Raw genomic sequence first — 19,023 nt, 5'->3', positions numbered from 1 at the left:
GAACAACTCATTAAAAACTTGTTTCGCAGAGGGTTCATTTATATATTTTTAACAAATATGATTGTGTGCCGCATAACAGCGTCTATCTCATACCCATGCAATTCGAGGTATTCAATAATTTTCTTCTTATCATTTCTTGTCCATGCTTCAATGCTAATTACTCTAGGAGAATATTTTTAATATCGAGACCGCATAATACTTGGTAATCATGTCCTTCGCAATCGATATTCAAATAATCTATTAGCCAATTCTTAAATGGTGATTCTTCAATAACGTCATTTAATGTAATGGTTTCGACATCGGTTGTTCTTATGGGCTTTTCTCCACATAGAGATATATTATTTATATCATCTTCCATTATAATTCTGTTTGTTGCTGACATTGGGTATTCGGCGTATTTAACTATGCGCCTTCTATCTGACAATACAGCCCTATAGTTAAATGCATTAGGTCTTTCATGTTTAAATTTTTGTATTTTATTTTCATCGGCATCTATATTGATTCCTTCCCAGCCCATTTTATGAAACAGTAATGTTGTTGATAATTTCACCGGATCATACGCTCCGGCATCTACGTATAAATGTTTTTATTTTTCTGATATTTTTGAAAATAACTAGCAATTAAAAGATCCTCCCAAGTTCTGAAAATGAAATGTTCATGCATCTAAATTCTTCCCTCTTAAGCTTGACATAATTTTTATTTCTTAATACGTATAGCAATCTCCAGCATATTGCTGCACATGTTTCGCTGAGTATTTTTTAATCATATTATTTTATTACCTTCTTTATTAAGCGCTTTAAATTGTCATAATCAACATAAAACGATGGCTCGCTTTCAATAATCTTATCCCTATGATTCAACTTTTCATGCCCGACAAAGCAATAATATTTATGTCCCAATATGTTTGCCATCATCCAATAATGAAATCTTGTTACACTTGGACCGTGCAGTTCAATTATTTCGCCTCCAGGAAACATGAACATCATGTTTGTAAGCCCAGCTCCATGCGGAGCTACCACCACATTCGCACTTGCAAATAATTCAACTTGTTCCTTAAAGCTTAAGCATTCTGGTGTTATTATCTCAAAATTATATTCTTTCAATATACCGTATATTTCATTCTCATTTATAACCCTCCGATACTTAGCATTCCTTCGTGATATATATAGTCTTTTATTATGATTTCCTTTTTTATATTATATTTTTATGAAAAAGCTCTCTTAAAATATTTGCAACCCTAGGTGAGGTTGCGCGCTTTCTGAGTGTCCGAGCGGAGTAGCAAACCATAATTTTTCCACACGACATTGTTCATCATATGATTGGTAATATATGTTTTCTTCCTTTATTTCTAGACATCTTAAAGTTTCAAGCTGTACACTGCTTAATGATTTTGATGCAATAAACCTAACACCATTAGGCAGATATTTTAATGACGTATATATTTTAGGTATCTCGTCCCAAAGCCAATGATGGTAATTCTGTTGCCAATGACCCATCAGACAAAACCAGTCTCCGCCAAGTATTTTTGGTGGTTTATAATATACTAGCTTATTATACTCGATTGAATTTATAACATTCCAAACACGCCAATGCCCTTCAGCAAGAAATGCTCCCTCTTGAAGAACAACCATACCTTTATCTCCGATTACGCTCGCATTAGGAATCGTAACAACGAACTGGCTTGGAAATCCCAAACCATTGACAACCTGGAACAAAGCGTTTAGTCTTTTATTGTTTACAATATCTGTTGGAATCGGTTAATCAATAATAAATGGTTCATGAATTTTTGAATATTCCAGCCACGGTCTTGGGCCCATAACACGATATTTTCACATATTTCTGGCCTGTAATAATAAATTCAACCTTGTTTGATATTTTTGATAATATAAAAGAAATGTAGTTGAATATGTTTTTAACTTTTTCATATATTCAAATATGTTACTTTTAATTTTACTGTTATGTTGCTCACCTACATCAATGCATTTCATACTAAAGTGAGCAAGGGTTGTTTACTTGTGCTGGAATCAACTATGTTTTTAAAAGATTTTTCATTTTTCCTTCACACGCCACAACAGCAGCATCAGCCCGACTTTAAGTTTATAATATTTATGGACGGCTTCTGTCTTTGGGGTTATGGTGGTCGTAACAAACCACTTTCATGTTTCTATCAATAATTTAATTTAAACGTATTTGTTGTACATGTCACACTGTTTTTGTACAACATATTTTAAATCAAAATACTTCATCGCTCGCTCTCTACCTACATGGCCATATTCTTCTCGCAAGCTGCTTGCTTTGGCCAGCCGACCAATGGCAGTGACCCAGGAAGAATAATCATCGGCCGGAACCAAAAGCCCGTTTTTCTTCGAGTATAATATCCACCAAACCCCCAACTTTTGATGCGATAACGGGTACCCCGCACGCCATGGCTTCTAGGGCAGTCAAGCCAAAGGTTTCCATCCGTGATGGCATCACGAAAATGTCGGAAGCGGAATACACGGCCGCCATTAAATGTTCAGAATCATTGTAGCCGACAAACCGCCAGCCGCATTTTAGCTCGTGCAAACGTTCTCCTCCTGATCCGAAAACCAGACAAAATACTTTTTCACGCAAGGATGAATGATTTATGCATTCCGTTAAGAAATCCAGACCTTTGTTTTTGTATGACGTGCTCGCAGCTCCAAAACATAAAATGACTTTTTCCTTCGGCAGTTGGAGCATCTGTCTGCACAATTCTTTGTCTAATGGTTTGAAAATAGTTGTGTCAACGCCGGGATGAATAATTTCCATGGCGGCTGCTGAAGCCAACAAAGGGCTTTTTCGCCAGTGTCAGCGTGTATGAACTGTTGGCGGCAACGCATAGTTTACGCCTGGACAACAGTTTTTTCTTTAATGCAAATATTTTCGCTGATGGATCGTGGCTCCCCGGACCTCGCAACTTTGGACACCAACCACAACCATTCCTATATTTCTCACAACCATCCAATTGATGACACCCGCCACTTATAAATGTTGTGTCATGAAGGGATAAAAAAAGAGGGGAGTTTTCGGGGAGAGATGCAAAAAAACTTGGCCAATCTATAAACCAAGCTGTCCAGTGCAGATGGTATATGTTCCCCGGTTCTCCTAATGCCTGGGCCGCTGTTGGAAAAGGCATCCGGCAATCTGTAAACAGACCGCCCCCCGGAGCCACCCTTTTTTCCATCCAATAACGCTCTATTTTTCTCTAACGCGCCATAACAATTTAGCCGCCGGCTCCCACCGCGTAGCGCCGGTAACGCACAATAACCCCTGCGATATACAAGGCGGCTATCAACGCCCAATCCAAGCAACCCCTGGTGCAACCTGCGCGCAGCAACACCAGCTCCACCATGAGTTTCAGTTATAATGTGTATTATTTGCGTACTTTGTATACTCATGAATTGGATTCTGTGACTGAAATTACAGGCTTAACCAGGTTTGATAGTACCTAGGAGCGGTGCTACGCATGGATTGTATTTAGTTAATTTTTTCTCAAAGTCCACAGGGGATAGGTAATCGAGCGCGCGGTGGAGCCGCGTGGTGTTGTCATAGGTTTCAAAGTAGGCGAAGGCGTCCACCTGCGCTTCGGCACGGGTAGGGTACCCGCCCTGTTCCTCGGCCAAGGCGACGCATTCCCACTTGTAGGTGGCCAGGAAGCTTTCCATGGCAGCGTTGTCATAAGAGTTGCCGGACCGGCTCATGCTCGGTTGCGCTCCCGCTTCCGACAGCGCGGCTCGATGTGCGGCGTGCAGCGCCATGAGCTGCTCCTGCAGGGCCGCGTCTTTTGGGCGCGGGCGCTCGCCGGTTTTGGCCAGCGCCGCGATAGCCGCGTCCTCCCGGGCGCGGGTGCTGGGAGCCGCCTACGCCCAAGCATAATAACCGGAGGGGCCGACCCCAAGGCGGCGCAGAGTTGCGTGATTGAATGATGCCCGCTCATGGCTTGCACCCGTTGGTAGCCTTCTTCGGCGGTTCGGAGAGGATGCCCAAGGTTTTTATAGAATGTCGCGCTGTTCGCGCACCCGGGCCAGTTCGGCCTTGAGCCCGTTTCTCGGCGGCCAGTTCGGCGGCGGCGGGCAGCGCGTCGCCGGTGTATTGGGGCCGCCAGCCCTTAAGGGTGGGGTAGCTGACGCCGAGCTCGGCGGCGACCTGAGTGCCAGGCTTGCCACTACGGAGCCAATGCTCCACGGCCTGCCGCTTGAAGGCGTCGTCGTAGCGCTTGGCTTGGGGATGTGTTTGGGCCGCCCTTGGGGCGGCTTCCTGCGGTTGGCTGAGGTTGGCTTTTTCATGTGCACGGTGTTTCTACCGCACCAGCCCCCGGGTTTCCATCAAACGGGGCAAGCCCATATACTTTATTTTATGGTTTCTCAGATATTGATAACATCTGTTGTGACTTCTCATTACTTTCATATCGTTCAAGCAATTCCTTAAGCGTATTGTTAAATTGGCATAATATTTTATTGCGGTTGAATTCATTCAACGCAGCGTACCTGCTTTTTTCAGTTAATCTTTCTATTTCCTCTTTGTCATTTATAAGTCTTTCAATTTCCTTAATTAGTTCTTTTGGATCAGAACTTGTCACGCAAAGTGCTTTACTACCCTGTCTGGCCCATTGTATTGCTGAGCAGTATTCTGGTCCCCATATTATTATTGGTTTTCGACTTGCACACACTCGGCAATTTTTGATGGAAAGCTGGTTACCATTCTTCTCTTATACTTTTCTTCAAATAACATTGGTATTAAAAATGCTTCAGCAGTAAACATCCATTTTTCATATTCCTCGCGAGGCGCAAAAGGAAGCCACTGATTTGTTTTCTCCATAGTTTCTTTGAATTCCTTATTCCAGTTTGGATTATTTCCTCTTACCTCAAACTGAATTGTTTTATTATTTCTTGCTGCTACTATTAGTTCCTCCAACATTGGACCGTAGTCCCATAGATTTCCAAAATATAGAACTTTAAATTTATTGGTTTTTGTTTTTATGTTATATTTTTTATTAAATTCTCCAGGTACTCGATTTAAGATGTATGACGCCTTGTGCTTGCCCAACTCGTCTCTCATTCCTGGGCAGACACAAAATGCAACATTTGATTTGAAATAAAGTTGCCGAAATAGATTTTCATGGTACTTTTAAAGGCAGTATGGGCGTCTAACATATCTGGATACCAATCATCAAATAATGTAACCAGAGGCAAATTATGTTTTTTGAATATCTTAACGCAGCATAACAAGCATCTCCATGAGCCATGGTAATTACTATTTTCTTTTTCTTACATTTGAAGGCAAGCAAGGGTCTAACCAACGGCCTTGATTCCAAACAAAATAATCATTTGCGATGCGATAATAACGCGTTTTGGATAGACGGCCAAATATTCGTCGCCATATATTTTTAATATTTATTTTCTTAGGCTCCTCGCCATAAGATTCGCAAGTGATTAAGTTATTCTCAACTAATAATCTGTATAAAATAATTTGCCCAGCCGTTGTTGGTTCAGGGCGAACTGATGATATAACCATTGTTTCAATTTTTTCATGATTTTTTCGACTACTTTTTTAATCTCAGATATAAATATATTTTGCAATTGTTTAGGATTAAATTGGTTGTTATATAAATCATATGCCTGCTTTATTAATTCGCTTTTTTATTACTATTATTTTTTATTTCGCGTATTATTTCAAGGACATTTGTTGGGTGATCGGAGTTAACTATAAACGCACCGCCGTTATTTTTACAAATTTTGAAACCGTAGAATATTCTGGCCCCCAAACAATTATTGGCCTTTGAAATGCAGTATAATCCAAAAACTTAGTGGTAAAGCTTGTTTGCATAAACAGTTTATGTTCTTTTTCGAAACTCATGATAACAAGCAATGCATCCGCGCTAGCAATAACTTTTGCTGCATCCGGAGGCGGCATGAAGCCCAGGTATGTTCCTTTTTCCTTTGCTTTTTGAAGAACATCATTGGGCCAGTCATTTGCGGGAGTGACAACTTTAAGTTCATATTCTTGATAACTTTCCAATTCACATATTAATTTACATAACATTCGGCCGTAAAACCCTTCTGCAGAGCCAACATATACTATTCTATATTTATTACTTTTTGGCGGATATACAAGTTCAGGAATTTTATGGTTCCCAGGTATCGGATACAATACATGACTATTAGGATGTGGCCCCAATATCTCTCGCATGCCTTCACTGGTGCAAAATGCAAGATCACATTGCTGATAAAATTGACGATATCTTTCTGATAGTATGCCACATGTCCAGCGGTGACCATAATGGGCTGCCATTATGGGAAACCAATCGTTAAACATTCCAATTAAGGGAGCCGGTGCCTTCTGGCGGCACGGAGGGCGATTGGTGACAAGCTGGGATCTGCCAAGTTTAATATTGCGTGGGGCCGGAAACTTTTATTGCATTTTCCAGCTCAGGCTTAATTGAATAAGGCCAGATCAGGTTCTCATAATCACGTATCCATTTAGCAAACGATGGTCCAAATCTTGACTTTTCAATCCTGCGCAATAGGTAAGGTAGACGCAGAACAACCTCGGTTGTCGCCGGACAATCCATTTGTCCCTGGTTGCAAGAATATAATCAAATGCTTTCCGCTCCTCCAAATGGCGATACAAAACCACCCTGCAACCGCAATCGTTTTCGGGTGGAGCGATGGAAAGTACCAATATCCGGATATCCATGAAGTTTAAATTATGATTATTTGTGGTATGAATATTTATGAAATCTCTGAGAAGCAAGTTTTAAATGATTTTTATTGGACTAAACCTCTATCTGAGCCTGTGTTGCGAATTTTTCGAGAGCTTATTCTTGGCGCACTACCCATTTCCGACGAATTTTGTGGTGGGCTTGCCCGTGTTTGGCGGAAACCCTAATGAGGCAGTGCGCATAATTAATATTTAACAGCGTGCGTGCCTTGGCCAGGCCGCGCCTAATCGCCCGCTTAGCGGTCTCGGCCGCAGAGAGCAGAGCGTCTCCGGTGTATTGACACCGCCAGCCCTTGATGGTGGGTTAGCTGACGCCTATCTCTGCCGCGACCTGGTTTCCCAAGTTGCCGCTGCAGAGGCAATCCTGTACGGCCTGCCGCTTGAAGGCGTTGTCCTAGCGCTTGTCTTGGGATGGGATCTGGCCGCCCCCGGAGCGTCTTCCTGCGTTTGGCTGAGGTTGTCATTCCTAATGTGCGCGATGTTTCTACCAAACCAGCCCCTGGGTGTCCATCAAACCGGGGCAAGCCCAATGTTGGTCGAAGAAAAAGTCATGCAACACCTTTATCATTGCGTTTATCTATTTTTTATACCAATGTCTATCCTTTTATCGTTAGATTAACTTTTATTTTTCGACTTATTTATATTTTCTGACTATATCAAGAATTTGTTCAATATTGTAATCATCAATTAGATAATCGAGCTGATAATTTTTTTTGTTTACAGCTCGTGCACACACTTTATAATAACGTATATCCAAGTCGAAAGCCAGCGCTTCGTACATTTTTCTATCACTTTTTTCCTCGTCAATTTCAATCAGACACTTTATTCTATCAGAAAATATTATATTTATTATACCCGCTCCATGAGGAGCAATCACTACCTCTGCATTTGAAAACAGCATCATTTGTTCATCTAAACTATAATTGGATAGCATGTGTACTTCAATATTGTTTGCTTCTAATATTCTTCGATACTTATATTCGTTCAAGACTCTCCTTGTATTTGCATCATTTCTAGATATATATAATATTTTTGCCTTATAAGGTGTATGATTTTTTGCCTTACTCTTAATGCACATCGCCATATTTTTTAACAATTTACCATCAGTAAAAAAGGTGGAACCGACTGGAGTGGTTATAATAAGACTTTCCACTTCCAATCTATAAGACCCATTATAGTGGTATATTTTTTCTTCGATGCCTAGCATTTCGAGAGATCTAATCTGATACGGAAGAAGATCATGATTTAAAATAATACCATCGTACTTAACTTTGTCCTTTATCAAGTAAAGCATTGGCATAACATCGTGAATCCAATGATAATATTCTTTGCCCCATCTTTGCAAAAGACAGAGCCATACTCCCCCAAGTTTCTCAATTTTAGTTTTATTTAGCGCCCATAATGAGTTATCGTCGAATATATATTTTTTGTACCATTGTTTATAGTATAATATTTTATTTTTATTTAATATAATTAAACCACTGCATCCTCTGATTTCGGCATTCCTTATTTTATATGCGAATGAATCTGCTAAATACTCGTTTCCGTGAATCTTCATATGTTCTAACATATTCAGTTTGCCAATTAATATATCATCTGCTCTTTTCTTTATATTTTTATATAAAAATAATTTCCAATCATAATCCTGATATTCTAAATTATCTATAATTTTCCAAGTACGAATAAATTTCTCTGAATATTTACATAGTAATATTTTTATCTTTTTTAACGCAGATTTTAGTTTTCTTAAATAGTATTTGTGTAACACACAAGTTAGACAATAACCAGTTGTTAGAATATTACGTTCAGGCTTAGCAACTAAAAGGTAACGTATGCCATCATGGTCGAGGAATGTTTCGTAATACCTTGCGAGTAATTTTTTCCTTAATATTTTATAGGCCTTATTATCAATTCTATGATTAATCATCACCATGCAATCTTTATATTTTTGTAATATATTCTCTCTATCATTCTCAATTCTCTTTTGCTTTGTCGTTTGCGTTATTAAGTTGCTTAAAGTATTTCGGTGCCGCCTGTATAAAACAGTGTTTGTGTTAATAAAACCAATTTTCCCCACTAGTGATGCTCTAAATGCCATGACATTATCCTCATTCTGCAAGGAATTATTTAATTCACCAAAAATCTTAAACAATTCCCGCTTATAGCATGCTGTACATCCAAAAATCCAATTATTTATGCAGTCAACATTTTTTATATCATTGATTACGACCAATGTTACCGGCAAATACTTGTGTATTTTAATCCTTATAATTTGGTCAGATACTGTTTCAGGATACAGCAAGTTTTCTGATATTATAGCTCCGTTCTCATCAACTAACACTGCATTTGAAAAAACACAGCTTGCCCGTGGCTCTCTAAACATTAAATCGGCGCAATATTCAGTTCTAAATGGCAAAGAAATATCATCCCCGGCTGCGCAAACGATGAGTTCTCCGTGGGTTAACTCCACGCAGCGGTTGACGTGGCCGCAAATGCCGAGGTTGCGTTCGTTGCGATTGAGGATGATTTTGTGAGGGCCTTTGTATTGCTCGGCCATTTCCTTCATGATTTCAAAGGTGCGATCCGTGGAGCAATCATCAGAAAGGATGATTTCAAGCGGGCTGTAGGTCTGGGCAAAGGCGCCTTCCACCGCCTCGCGTATGTACCTTTCCTGGTTGTAAGCAATCAGCATGAAGGTCACCAGCGGGCGCGAGGTTGAAGTGGCCGCGTCTCCAGCAGATGGATCGTGGGTGGTTTGCAGGGGTGTAGAATTTGTTTTGTCCATTATAATATACTCATAACTAAGATATTCCGGGCAGGTTGTTGCGTAGTTTCTGCCAAAAAACCGCAATGGGGTTGCGCCCAATCAAGCGGGTCAATTCGCTTAAGGCGCAGAGACCGGTGGCAGTAGCGAGGCTGGCTCCGATTGCCGCAGCCCAGATAAATGGAATTTTCCAGGCGATGACAAAAGCCAGGGCAGCGGTCGCGGAAAATAATAACACCAATTGCCGGCTGTATGGTGTCCACGAAAATCCGGTCATGCGGTTCGTGACAACGAGCATCAAGGCCAGATAAAATAAGTATAATCCAAAAAACGCGATGCCGGTGCCCTTAAGTCCCCATATATAAACCGCCAAGACGGTCAAAGTCACTAGGACAATGTTGGAAGCCAGTTCAGTCCAAAAAAACATTCGCTTGGCGCCTTTGGCCAGCAAAATATAACCCATGGGCCAGGTGACGACACGCAGGGCCACCCCCAGCACCATCCATTGCAGAACTTCCACTGCCGGCAGGAATTTGCTGGTGTAAAAAATATGGATGACCAGCGGCGCCATGGTGAGGGTGGCAATCACTCCCGGCAACGCAATCAGCAGCCCAACCTCGGTTTGTTCATTGACCAGCCGGTTGACCTCAGGGTGGTTCTTATTCACCTCGGCAAGCCGTGGATAAAAATCAGCTCCCATTGCTCCCAGAATGATATTCACGTAATAACTGGAGAGCATTGAGGCGGCGGAATAAATACCATTGGCTTCGAGGCCAAGTTTGCGAATGAGGATGAGCCGAATAATATAATTCACTCCCATGCCAATCAGGCCGCTAGCGGTCATGACGATGCCTAATTTCAACATGGGCCGAGCCTCCAGCCATGTCTGACGCCATGTCAAAGGCACGCAGGGCACTTGAATGCGCCGGGCAAACAGCCAGGTAACAATTAATGCCGCCAAGGAGCTGAGCAACATCATGGGCACCACGCTTTTTACGCCCAGCCAGATCATCAGGGGGACACTAATGACCAAACCAAGCACCGAGCCAATTATCCCCTGCGCAGCCATATCGCGAATGCGGCGCATGCCCTGTATAATGGCCCCCAGCCCGCCGGCCAGGGAACCCATCAGTAAAGTTAGCGAAAGGGCACACAAAGCCCAGACGTGGTCAGCATTGCCAAAGGTATATAGGCTGGCAGGATAGGCCAACAGGCAGGTGAGAATTACCCCCAAAGTGCCGGTGATAAATGAAGCCCGGCGGATGGTCTGCAATGCGCGGGAAACCTTGGCCTGGTCCCCCTGCCCCACACCTTCGGCAATTTGGCGGACAGCCCCCGCACCCAGCCCCATGCTGGCAACGGTTCCTATTGGGGCCAAGATCGAGTGATACGCTCCCAACAACCCCACTCCCAACGGCCCCAAATAAACTGCGGTGAATTTCACGCGGATCATGCTCACCAGCACATTAACCACCGACGATCCCCCAATCAGCGCTGAGCTTTTGAGGATTCGCCCATAAGTGCCCGGACGGGCAGTGGTTTCGCCTGGCGGGGCTTCTGTCACAGATTCTGTGGTCAAGGTGCTCAAGATGAAAACTAAATGTGAAGGCGATTACGACTGCACTGAATGGGCTGGCCTGCTCAACTGCCAGCCTTAGGTGGAGTTTTTAAGGCACTGCACCACATACCCCACTTGCGCCTCGCTCAGATGCGGCCCCATGGGCAGGCTGAGCACGGTATTGGCGAGCTCCTCAGCAATGGGGAAGTCACTGTGTTTCCAGCCATAGCCCGCATAAGCACCACTCAAATGCGGTGGAATAGGATAATGAATAAGCGTACCTATGCCTGCCGCCGTCAGGCGTTTTTGCAACTCATCCCGCCGCGAATGCCTCACCACAAACAAATGCCAGGTAGTTTCCGCCCCCTCTGCAATCCGGGGCAAAGTCAGGCCGTCAATCCCCGCCAAGTTCTCCAGGTAAATCTGCGCCAACCGTTGCCGCCTTTGATTCCATTCATCCAGCCTGTTCAGCTTTACCCGCAAAAAGGCCGCCTGCAACTCGTCCAAACGAGAATTAAAGCCGCAATACTCATGGTGATACTTGATCTCGGAGCCGTAATTACGCAGCATGCGCACCTTGCGCGCCAGTTCAGCATCATTGGTGGTCACGGCGCCGCCATCTCCAAAAGCACCTAGATTCTTGCCCGGGTAAAAACTGTGCGCTGCCGCATCCCCTAAACTGCCCGTCCGCCGCCCCTTGTAACGCGCGCCAAAAGCCTGGGCGTTATCTTCCAGCACCAGCAACCCATGCTCACGGGCAATCTCCATAATGGGGTCCATGTCTGCCGGCTGACCATACAAATGCACCGGCAAGATAGCGCGGGTCCTGGGACTAATGGCTCCGCGGATTTTATCGGGGTCTAAGTTATAAGTTTGGAGATCCGGCTCCACGGGCACAGGCCTGGCCCCAGCATACGTTACGGCCAGCCAAGTGGCAATGTAAGTGTTGGAGGGGACAATGACCTCGTGACCGGTTCCGATGCCCCAAGCCCTCAATACAAGGTGCATGGCGTCCAGACCACTGCCCACGACTACCGCGTGTCGCGTGCCACAGTAATCCGCAATTTCGCCCTCTAACGCAGCCAGTTCCTGGCCGAGCAGGTACCAACCGGAATCCATCACCCGATGGTAGGCAGCGTCCAGCTCGGGCTTTAGCTCCTCGTAAGTCGGTTTAAGTTCTAGAAATGGAACCCTCACTTCTCCCTCCCCAGCGCCGCCAGATACTCCTGATAATCCCGGTAGTAATCATCGGGATCATAATAGTTGGACGCCAACACCAGGCATACAGAACCGCTCGAAAAATTATCCAGCTCCCCCCATATCATGGGACAGAGATACAGACCGTAGTACGAACGATTCAAATGAAACCGCTTGTTCTCCCGCCCATCGTCCAGTATCACATCAAAACTGCCGGACATGGCAATAATTAGTTGCTCTAGTTCTCTATGAGCATGCCCCCCTCTTTCTGCCCCACCCGGCACATCATACAAATAGAAAACCCTCCTGATTTCAAAAGGCACATGCCGCTGGCCTTCAATGAAGGTCAAATTACCCCGCGGATCAGCGATTTTGGGGAGTTCAATAATACGGCAACGAGCAAGGCTCATGGATTTTTTGAATGGGTGACAATGTTATTGCGTATTTGATAGGCTTTGCCGCATTGGCAACTGGCAACTTGATTTTCAAATTGCAATCGGCATCCGCATTCACATACATATCCCTGCAACCTTGCCGGGTTTCCATAAACCAAACCGAAATCAGGCACACTTTTTGTGACTACGGCGCCGGCCCCCACCATCGCCCACCTGCCAATTTCCAGACCTGGAAGAATTGTTGCATTGGCTCCAATGGAGCAACCCTGCCGCAAAATAGTTTTCAAATATTCTGGCGGATACTGCTTGCTCCGGGGACGCATGTCATTGGTGAATGCTGCACATGGCCCAATAAAAACGTCATTCTCTACAACAATCCCGTCCCACAAATATACCCCAGATTTAATCGTGACCCGGTTTCCAATAACAACTCCCTTTTCAATAAAGGTGTGATCACAAATATTGCAATAATCGCCAATTATGGCCCCTTTGCAGACGTGGGCAAAAGCCCATACCCGCGTATTTTTTCCTACGACTGCTCCCTCCTCAACCAAACTGTCAGGATGACAAAACGTTGTTACGTTCATGAAATTCCATTCTTTTTTTCATTTCAACAGGAGATACATGCACCTGTCCAATCCCTCCAGAGGTTGTTTACGTTCGATTTGAAAATGGTTTCCGCAGGCGTGTTCAAAGGCCTCCTGGGTTAGGTGGGTGTAAAGGTGCTCTCGGCCACGCAAGAGGGTTTGGAACATGGGGTCTTTGGGGCCCACCCATTCAATCACCAGGCTACGGGTGGCAAGCGAGGCCGCCAAACCAAGAATCTCCGGCAATGGCACCCGTTCAGTGATGGCCAGGTGATGCACGACGGCGAGCATTAGCACCGTATCAAAAGCGCCGCAGGCGCGCTCCAGGAAACTGGAGCATTCGCGATTGCGCCAACCCACGGCCGGGGTGGGACGCGATACGTCCACCACCAATGGCAAGATGGGCAGCTTGCGCTCGCGCGCCTGACGCCATATCCGGCCCACGCATTCCGCATCATAATCCACCGCCACCACCTGTGCGCCGACCTCCGCGGCCAGCAGGCTGAATTGCCCGGTGTTAGCGCCAATGTCCAGTACGCGACTGGCCCCACCGGCCACCAGGGCGTTGCGCACGAAATCCATTTTGGCCCGCAGCGTGAGCTCGTTGTAGCTGTTGGCATCCGTGTAATCTGACCAGACACTGGGGCGGTTGGCAGGCGGCCCCAGGCGCCGCACGGCCCGGCGCAGCCGGTTGAACAGCGAATCCAAAACGAAACGAGCCTGAGCGGCGTTGGCGAGCTGCCGCGGCTTATAAATATTTGTTTTGATTGGCTTTTTTCGGCTTAACAAGGCCGGCAGAGTGATGTGCCCCAAAAACGGTGGCAGCCAGCGGCGCAAGGGTCCGCACATGGGCAATAGCGCCTGCGGCTCCAGCCCATCGCGGTGGGCGAGGAAAATATCCGCCAGCGGCAGTCGCCAGTATTTGTTGGCCAGCAGCGGCAGCAGGAACGTGCGCTCAAACTGAGCCGCGGGCAGCCAGACGGGGTCGCCGGGACGGCGCGGCTCAAAAGAGAGCAAATCAATGAAAACCGGTTGTGGGCCGTCGAAAAGCACGTTATACGGTGTAGCGTCCTTCAGACTAAAACCATCGGCAAGCGCTGTTTGGGCCATGTCCAAGGTCAACTCGGCAGCGGCCTGAAGCATCTCCGGCGGCCATTCGTACGGGTACGAAGGAAACTCGATGCGCGGATGCTCAAAAACCGCTGCCGGACGACGCTCGGCCACCACCGCCCCACATCTTCCGTCTCGCTGCAACGCATCGGTTTCTCCAGTGCGCAATCGGCGGCTTCTGATGAGCCTGCCCTCATCCATCATCCGCTTTGCGCTAGGTAATTGCAAAAAACGCTCCAGCACGGGCAAATCGCCGGCGGCCAAACCGCGCAAAACCCGGCCATTGTGGATGAGGCAAAACCCAGCCGGATCACGAAAGGAAAGCTGGGACATGAAAGTCAACCCTTGGGGAGTGTGCCCACGTATAGATTGTGGGCCGCTGCAGGAAAATCAGTTTCGCTTATGTTGATGAATGACTGCGGCGGAATGAGCAACCATCTCTGCACATCCGATTATAGCCATCCCTCATGTCTTTTTATCCACCTCTCCCGGGGCGGCGGCATCGGATGCAACACCAACCGATTTTCCGAACAAACGCTGGAAAAAGCGCCCAATTCCACGAAAAAAACTGCGGAAATAAAACAAAACTCCGACAGCGGCCGCCGCCAACATTTGCCAGATCAACGCGCCGGACCCGGGGTCCACATAGCCAAATATTTCCATATTACTGGCCAATAATTTTTAAATTAAACATTGGTGGATGTCAAATGCAAGTTCAATTTTTCTTTTCCGCCTCGATTTTTGTGTAGGCTTCCCCTGCGCGCGCCACTCGATTGGTTTCAATTATACTTGGCCGCCGACTCAAATATGCGTAATTGGCTCCGAAGCACTTGTTGAAAACCAATCGAAAAGTATCAGCAGCATGCATTCCATTCCAAAACCAGGAAGGGCTGGCATTAGGAAAATACATGGCATTGATAATGCTTGTGTTTTCATCCTCACTCTGGTCTTTCAAGGCCAGCACACGGCTGCCGTGGTCTCCCTGAATAATAATGACAGGAGGGGCGCCCTTTCTACGTTTTAATACCTCCAATGTTTCAACCACTCTTTTGTTGGTATATATAAGTTGATCCAGGTATTTCCATTTATCTGGAAATGAAGAAATGGAAGAGTTTATAGTACTGCTTGAATTATATACATAAGGTGGGTGAGGTGACATGACATGTGCGTAAACAAATACAGGGCGGGTTCGGGCCTCATTCAAATGATTACTAATTTTGTCCAATATCTCATCATTTAGAGCCCACGGGGATTTGCCTTTCCTCTTATGTTTCTCTCTTATATTAAACAGGTAACCTAAAAGAGAATTATGAGTCAACCTGTCCGTCATATTGAATCCATAGCCTGAATATGTATAAAACATTTTAGTATTCTGAATTCGAAAAAGGCTTAAATTTACAATATCATAACCCATTTCATGAAATATTTGGCTCACCAAAGACCACCTTATTTTGGCAAAATTTGAATTCTTTCCGTATTCACCAAATTTGCCAGAATTCGTTGTAATGCACATTCCCATATTCAAAGTTGATGCGATGCTTTCCTGGGTGGCTGGGGATATGGAGCGGCTGTTGGGAATGAAATGGAAACCAAGCTCCTCCAACTTCCGGGTAAAATCTTCGTTCTGGTAATTCCAATATTTTTGCAAACTTTCGTTGCTGGTGTAAGCGTCCAAGATTATCCAAAACACGTCAGGTTTATAAGTGCTCTTCAAATCGAATTCCTTGTTTTTTACACAATTTATAATGGAACGCCTTTCCCAAATTCCCGGCAGCAAGCCATCGCTAGCTATTATTATGATTAGAATCACCAGTGTCCAATTGCAAAACAACATGGTGTTCTGGCGTTTGCCAAATTTTTTATCAAAATACCATAACATTAAGGTGTAGATGGCGCCCACAATGACAATAATCGCTGCAGCCCTCGCCATGAAACGCAAAGGCGACTGAACCAACCACTCCAAAATCACCGACGCGATGGTATTAAAATAGGCGAGAACCAGAATGGTTAATGCTGCAGCAAATGCCGCAGTGGCAGGCTTTTTAAAAATTCGATGGCAAAACCATGTTACAACTCCCGTTATGGACATCACCAACGCCAAGGCTATGCCAACTTCCTGCCAGTCATAATTTGGCCTGACCAATGTTATTATATTCCCGACAATCGCAATCCCCACAAGAAACGGCGCCAGATAAGGCACACGGATAATCCTTTGCAAAACCTTAGCTTGCCTTTCAATGTTTGTGCTCAAGCTCTAATACCCTTCTCATACCAGCGCTTAATTTTTTATTTCCCCATCGAAATTGAATTTCCTAAAAGAACTCAATGCCTCCCGCCACTCTGGCATCTCCGGCCCACCGGCCAGCCTTAGAACCCGTTTTTCCAAACGGCTGTTTGCCGGACGAGGCGCAGGACGTGGGAATTCGCGTGTGGTGCATGGCTCCAAGGGACGGCGCAAACCCCATAACTTAAATATCTCCCGCGCAAATTCATACCACGTGGCTTCGCCCTCGCATGTCGCGTGCACAATGCCCGGCACCCGCTGCTCCATTAGCCATGCAAGGGCCCCGGCCAAAGCATCCGTTGAAGTGGGATTGCCCAACTGATCATTCACCACCTTGAGGGACGGCCCCTCCTCGTGGCCCAATTTTAGCATGGTGTGCAGAAAACTCGGCCCACCCGGCCCATACAACCAGGCCGTTCGCACAATCGTGTGCTCGGGACAATGCATCTGCACGGCTCGCTCCCCCGCCAGCTTGCTTTGGCCGTAAACGGTAGCCGGTAAAGGCACATCCCATTCGTGATACGGCCGATCCAGCCTGCCATCAAAGACATAATCCGTCGAAATGGCAATCAACCATGCCCGCGCCCGAAACGCGCTCACCGCCACATTGGCACTGCCCAAGGCGTTGACCTTGTACGCCAATTCCACCTGGGACTCGCAAGCATCCACCGCGGTCATCGCGGCGCAATGAATAATAACCTCCGGGCCAAAACCGCGCACCGCCTCTTCCAACTGCCGCAAATGGGTGATGTCCACCTCCGGCAAATCCGCCACCAACACCTCATGCGCCACCAGCCGTCGGCACAAGGTCCGCCCCAGCATGCCCTTTCCCCCTGTGATCAATACTTTCACGCACTTCCCCCCAACAATACCTGCCAGCCCGGGCCGTTCACTCAAACAACCTCTCCAACGGCACATCCTTCAGCAGCGGGGCTTGGGCATCACGACGAGACAAAATGGGATTCTCCACCGGCCATCGGATGCCAATGCTCGGATCATCCCAGCGAACCGCCAATTCATCCTGTGGCGAATAGTAATCCGTGCACTTATAATGAAAAAGCGCCGTCTCGCTCAAGACCGCAAAGCCATGCGCAAAACCGGGCGGTATGTAAAATTGGGTCTTCGATTCCGCGTCCAGGCGCACCCCATGCCAGCGCCCAAACGTCGGTGAGCTGCGCCGCAAATCTAACGCCACATCGAACACCTCGCCCTGCAACACGCTGACCAGCTTTCCCTGGGCGCGCGGGTTTTGGAAATGCAAACCGCGCAACGTCCCCCGTCGGCTTAGTGAAATGTTATCCTGCACAAAGTCAACGTCTGGCAGGCCGGCTTCCTGATACCGCCGCCGATTCCATGTCTCCATGAAAAAGCCACGCGCATCCCCAAAAACATCCGGGGTTATGATCAATAAACCGGGAATTTCCGTCGTCTCAACTTTCACAAATTCACTTTCCCTTAAGCCTGCGACTCATGCCGTGGCCGGCAAAAACGCGGCAATGCAATGTCCCGAACATACTCAGATGGCACCTCGTTCACCTTCAGGGGCGGGCGCCCGAGTCGGCGGCGAACGTTGCGGACAAACCTTGGCATCCCAAACACGCGGGCATCGGCCTGATACATGGCCAGACGCTTCAAAGCCCGGTGCGAAGCATAACCCGTTTCAGGCAAACGTTCGTGAAGCATTTCCGCAATGTCCAATGCGCGCCCCTGCTCCTCGGCGGGCATTTTCCTGCCCCGCTCCCATTCCACCCACAACGCATTTAATCGCGGAGGAAAAAACGCGATTTCATACGCCAGTTGCAATATCTCTCTTGGCGTCAATCTACCTCCCGGCCCACAATTCCATGTCAGTTTTTAGATTGAGCAAATTTTCCTTCACCACTGGGTCCTGCCGAAAACGCCCCGGCAGCCGGCCCACCGCGTCGCTTACCTCCTTCCAACTCCATGGGTACAAAGAGTACAAATACTGGAGGTCCGCCCGGTCAGATTCATCATAGCGGATTAACTTGCTGGCCACCAAGTCTGCGGGTGGTGGGGCCAGGATTTCCAGTTTCTCACCCTGCCACAAAAGCATTGTCTTGGCGCCGGCTTGAGGTTCTGGCAGGCATAATAGCAAAGGACCAACCCATTCGATATGGTTGCCGGTATAAAACTCGTCTGGATTTACTGGAATGCCGGCTTTTTCAGCAGCGTGGCGAACGTCTGCCATGTTGGCCTGGGAATAAGGGCCAGCGATGTCCAAATCCACGCTCACCCGTCCTATTTCACCCAGCAAAATAAAAACGCCGCTGCCATACAGATAGAGTTTGGCGGAACTTTTCAGTTCACGATCAAGCTTCTCAAATAACTCAATGATTTCCTCTCTGTTCATTTAGGGGTGCACTCCC

General features: G+C 46.5%; 19 protein-coding genes and 3 pseudogenes. 2 read left to right on the top strand and 20 right to left on the bottom strand.

Annotated features, from left to right (window positions below):
- Nucleotides 1–157 precede the first annotated feature (157 nt).
- From NXS98_RS00900 to NXS98_RS00890, 3 genes and pseudogenes are all read right to left on the bottom strand, one after another.
- Nucleotides 158–559, bottom strand: a pseudogene (locus NXS98_RS00900) (FkbM family methyltransferase); the annotation flags it as partial.
- Nucleotides 560–767: 208 nt separating this feature from the next.
- Nucleotides 768–1,172, bottom strand: a pseudogene (locus NXS98_RS00895) (glycosyltransferase family 61 protein); the annotation flags it as partial.
- Nucleotides 1,173–1,220: 48 nt separating this feature from the next.
- Nucleotides 1,221–1,631 carry a glycosyltransferase family 61 protein gene (locus NXS98_RS00890; protein ID WP_283846572.1) on the bottom strand — a complete coding sequence of 137 codons (411 nt, stop codon included), beginning with the start codon at nt 1,629–1,631 and terminating at the stop codon, nt 1,221–1,223.
- Between the two features lie 327 nt (nt 1,632–1,958).
- On the opposite strand from NXS98_RS00890, the gene NXS98_RS00885 reads away from it, so the two are divergent.
- Nucleotides 1,959–2,174, top strand: coding sequence for a hypothetical protein (locus tag NXS98_RS00885; RefSeq protein WP_283846571.1), 216 nt, complete (start codon nt 1,959–1,961; stop codon nt 2,172–2,174).
- Between the two features lie 160 nt (nt 2,175–2,334).
- On the opposite strand, the gene NXS98_RS00880 is transcribed toward NXS98_RS00885, so the two are convergent.
- From NXS98_RS00880 to NXS98_RS00860, 6 genes and pseudogenes are all read right to left on the bottom strand, one after another.
- Nucleotides 2,335–2,790 (bottom strand): glycosyltransferase, encoded by a 456-nt coding sequence (locus NXS98_RS00880; RefSeq protein WP_283846570.1) that lies wholly within the window; start codon nt 2,788–2,790, stop codon nt 2,335–2,337.
- A 659-nt stretch (nt 2,791–3,449) separates the two neighbouring features.
- Nucleotides 3,450–3,779 (bottom strand): integrase core domain-containing protein, encoded by a 330-nt coding sequence (locus NXS98_RS00875; protein WP_283846569.1) that lies wholly within the window; start codon nt 3,777–3,779, stop codon nt 3,450–3,452.
- Nucleotides 3,780–3,954: 175 nt separating this feature from the next.
- Nucleotides 3,955–4,227: pseudogene (locus tag NXS98_RS17845) on the bottom strand (transposase); the annotation flags it as partial.
- 438 nt (nt 4,228–4,665) lie between these two features.
- The gene (locus NXS98_RS00870) at nt 4,666–5,079 is read right to left on the bottom strand and encodes a glycosyltransferase family protein (RefSeq protein WP_283846568.1); all 414 of its coding nucleotides are present in this window, start codon (nt 5,077–5,079) and stop codon (nt 4,666–4,668) included.
- A gap of 195 nt (nt 5,080–5,274) precedes the next feature.
- Nucleotides 5,275–5,535 (bottom strand): hypothetical protein, encoded by a 261-nt coding sequence (locus NXS98_RS00865; protein ID WP_283846567.1) that lies wholly within the window; start codon nt 5,533–5,535, stop codon nt 5,275–5,277.
- A gap of 189 nt (nt 5,536–5,724) precedes the next feature.
- Nucleotides 5,725–6,312, bottom strand: coding sequence for a glycosyltransferase family protein (locus tag NXS98_RS00860; protein WP_283846566.1), 588 nt, complete (start codon nt 6,310–6,312; stop codon nt 5,725–5,727).
- Between the two features lie 432 nt (nt 6,313–6,744).
- On the opposite strand from NXS98_RS00860, the gene NXS98_RS00855 reads away from it, so the two are divergent.
- Nucleotides 6,745–6,909 (top strand): hypothetical protein, encoded by a 165-nt coding sequence (locus NXS98_RS00855; protein ID WP_283846565.1) that lies wholly within the window; start codon nt 6,745–6,747, stop codon nt 6,907–6,909.
- Nucleotides 6,910–7,375: 466 nt separating this feature from the next.
- Here NXS98_RS00855 and NXS98_RS00850 read toward each other — a convergent pair whose 3' ends face one another.
- The 11 genes from NXS98_RS00850 to NXS98_RS00800 all read right to left on the bottom strand — a co-directional run bounded on the left by NXS98_RS00850 (nt 7,376) and on the right by NXS98_RS00800 (nt 19,007).
- On the bottom strand, nt 7,376–9,526 hold the full coding sequence (locus NXS98_RS00850) for a glycosyltransferase 61 family protein (RefSeq protein ID WP_283846564.1): 2,151 nt from the start codon (nt 9,524–9,526) through the stop codon (nt 7,376–7,378).
- A gap of 16 nt (nt 9,527–9,542) precedes the next feature.
- Nucleotides 9,543–11,069 carry an O-antigen translocase gene (locus tag NXS98_RS00845; RefSeq protein ID WP_283848104.1) on the bottom strand — a complete coding sequence of 509 codons (1,527 nt, stop codon included), beginning with the start codon at nt 11,067–11,069 and terminating at the stop codon, nt 9,543–9,545.
- A gap of 90 nt (nt 11,070–11,159) precedes the next feature.
- Nucleotides 11,160–12,260: a DegT/DnrJ/EryC1/StrS family aminotransferase gene (locus NXS98_RS00840; RefSeq protein WP_283846563.1), complete on the bottom strand. Its 1,101-nt coding sequence runs from the start codon at nt 12,258–12,260 to the stop codon at nt 11,160–11,162.
- A complete protein-coding gene (locus NXS98_RS00835; protein WP_283846562.1) occupies nt 12,257–12,670 on the bottom strand; it encodes a sugar 3,4-ketoisomerase in 414 nt (137 codons plus the stop codon). The genes NXS98_RS00840 and NXS98_RS00835 overlap by 4 nt, the downstream gene beginning before the upstream one ends.
- Complete coding sequence (locus tag NXS98_RS00830; RefSeq protein WP_283846561.1) at nt 12,667–13,242, bottom strand: acyltransferase; 576 nt, start codon at nt 13,240–13,242, stop codon at nt 12,667–12,669. The genes NXS98_RS00835 and NXS98_RS00830 overlap by 4 nt, the downstream gene beginning before the upstream one ends.
- Nucleotides 13,243–13,260: 18 nt before the next feature.
- Nucleotides 13,261–14,685 (bottom strand): class I SAM-dependent methyltransferase, encoded by a 1,425-nt coding sequence (locus tag NXS98_RS00825; protein ID WP_283846560.1) that lies wholly within the window; start codon nt 14,683–14,685, stop codon nt 13,261–13,263.
- Between the two features lie 132 nt (nt 14,686–14,817).
- Nucleotides 14,818–15,015, bottom strand: a complete 198-nt coding sequence (locus tag NXS98_RS00820) for a hypothetical protein (protein ID WP_283846559.1) — start codon at nt 15,013–15,015, stop codon at nt 14,818–14,820.
- 52 nt (nt 15,016–15,067) lie between these two features.
- Complete coding sequence (locus NXS98_RS00815; protein WP_283846558.1) at nt 15,068–16,603, bottom strand: sulfatase-like hydrolase/transferase; 1,536 nt, start codon at nt 16,601–16,603, stop codon at nt 15,068–15,070.
- 27 nt (nt 16,604–16,630) lie between these two features.
- Nucleotides 16,631–17,488: a dTDP-4-dehydrorhamnose reductase gene (gene rfbD, locus NXS98_RS00810; protein WP_283846557.1), complete on the bottom strand. Its 858-nt coding sequence runs from the start codon at nt 17,486–17,488 to the stop codon at nt 16,631–16,633.
- Between the two features lie 37 nt (nt 17,489–17,525).
- On the bottom strand, nt 17,526–18,077 hold the full coding sequence (gene rfbC, locus NXS98_RS00805) for a dTDP-4-dehydrorhamnose 3,5-epimerase (RefSeq protein ID WP_283846556.1): 552 nt from the start codon (nt 18,075–18,077) through the stop codon (nt 17,526–17,528).
- 381 nt (nt 18,078–18,458) lie between these two features.
- Entirely contained in the window at nt 18,459–19,007 is a 549-nt protein-coding gene (locus tag NXS98_RS00800; RefSeq protein ID WP_283846555.1) for a DUF6036 family nucleotidyltransferase, read from the bottom strand.
- Between the last annotated feature and the right edge of the window lie 16 nt (nt 19,008–19,023).

The organism is Fontisphaera persica (assembly GCF_024832785.1).
In the GTDB taxonomy this organism is placed as follows: Bacteria; Verrucomicrobiota; Verrucomicrobiia; order Limisphaerales; family Fontisphaeraceae; genus Fontisphaera; species Fontisphaera persica.
Note: the sequence above shows the minus strand (reverse complement) of the source record. Positions and strands in the feature narration are given on the sequence as shown.

Bases quoted from the DNA above. Each gene is read 5' to 3' on its own strand.
- NXS98_RS00890 (WP_283846572.1), bottom strand. From the start codon at position 1,631: ATGGTTGTTCTTCAAGAGGGAGCATTTCTTGCTGAAGGGCATTGGCGT.
- NXS98_RS00885 (WP_283846571.1), top strand. From the start codon at position 1,959: ATGTTGCTCACCTACATCAATGCATTTCATACTAAAGTGAGCAAGGGT.
- NXS98_RS00880 (WP_283846570.1), bottom strand. From the start codon at position 2,790: ATGGAAATTATTCATCCCGGCGTTGACACAACTATTTTCAAACCATTA.
- NXS98_RS00875 (WP_283846569.1), bottom strand. From the start codon at position 3,779: ATGGCGCTGCACGCCGCACATCGAGCCGCGCTGTCGGAAGCGGGAGCG.
- NXS98_RS00870 (WP_283846568.1), bottom strand. From the start codon at position 5,079: ATGAGAGACGAGTTGGGCAAGCACAAGGCGTCATACATCTTAAATCGA.
- NXS98_RS00865 (WP_283846567.1), bottom strand. From the start codon at position 5,535: ATGGTTATATCATCAGTTCGCCCTGAACCAACAACGGCTGGGCAAATT.
- NXS98_RS00860 (WP_283846566.1), bottom strand. From the start codon at position 6,312: ATGGCAGCCCATTATGGTCACCGCTGGACATGTGGCATACTATCAGAA.
- NXS98_RS00855 (WP_283846565.1), top strand. From the start codon at position 6,745: ATGAATATTTATGAAATCTCTGAGAAGCAAGTTTTAAATGATTTTTAT.
- NXS98_RS00850 (WP_283846564.1), bottom strand. From the start codon at position 9,526: ATGGACAAAACAAATTCTACACCCCTGCAAACCACCCACGATCCATCT.
- NXS98_RS00835 (WP_283846562.1), bottom strand. From the start codon at position 12,670: ATGAGCCTTGCTCGTTGCCGTATTATTGAACTCCCCAAAATCGCTGAT.
- NXS98_RS00830 (WP_283846561.1), bottom strand. From the start codon at position 13,242: ATGAACGTAACAACGTTTTGTCATCCTGACAGTTTGGTTGAGGAGGGA.
- NXS98_RS00825 (WP_283846560.1), bottom strand. From the start codon at position 14,685: ATGTCCCAGCTTTCCTTTCGTGATCCGGCTGGGTTTTGCCTCATCCAC.
- NXS98_RS00820 (WP_283846559.1), bottom strand. From the start codon at position 15,015: ATGGAAATATTTGGCTATGTGGACCCCGGGTCCGGCGCGTTGATCTGG.
- NXS98_RS00800 (WP_283846555.1), bottom strand. From the start codon at position 19,007: ATGAACAGAGAGGAAATCATTGAGTTATTTGAGAAGCTTGATCGTGAA.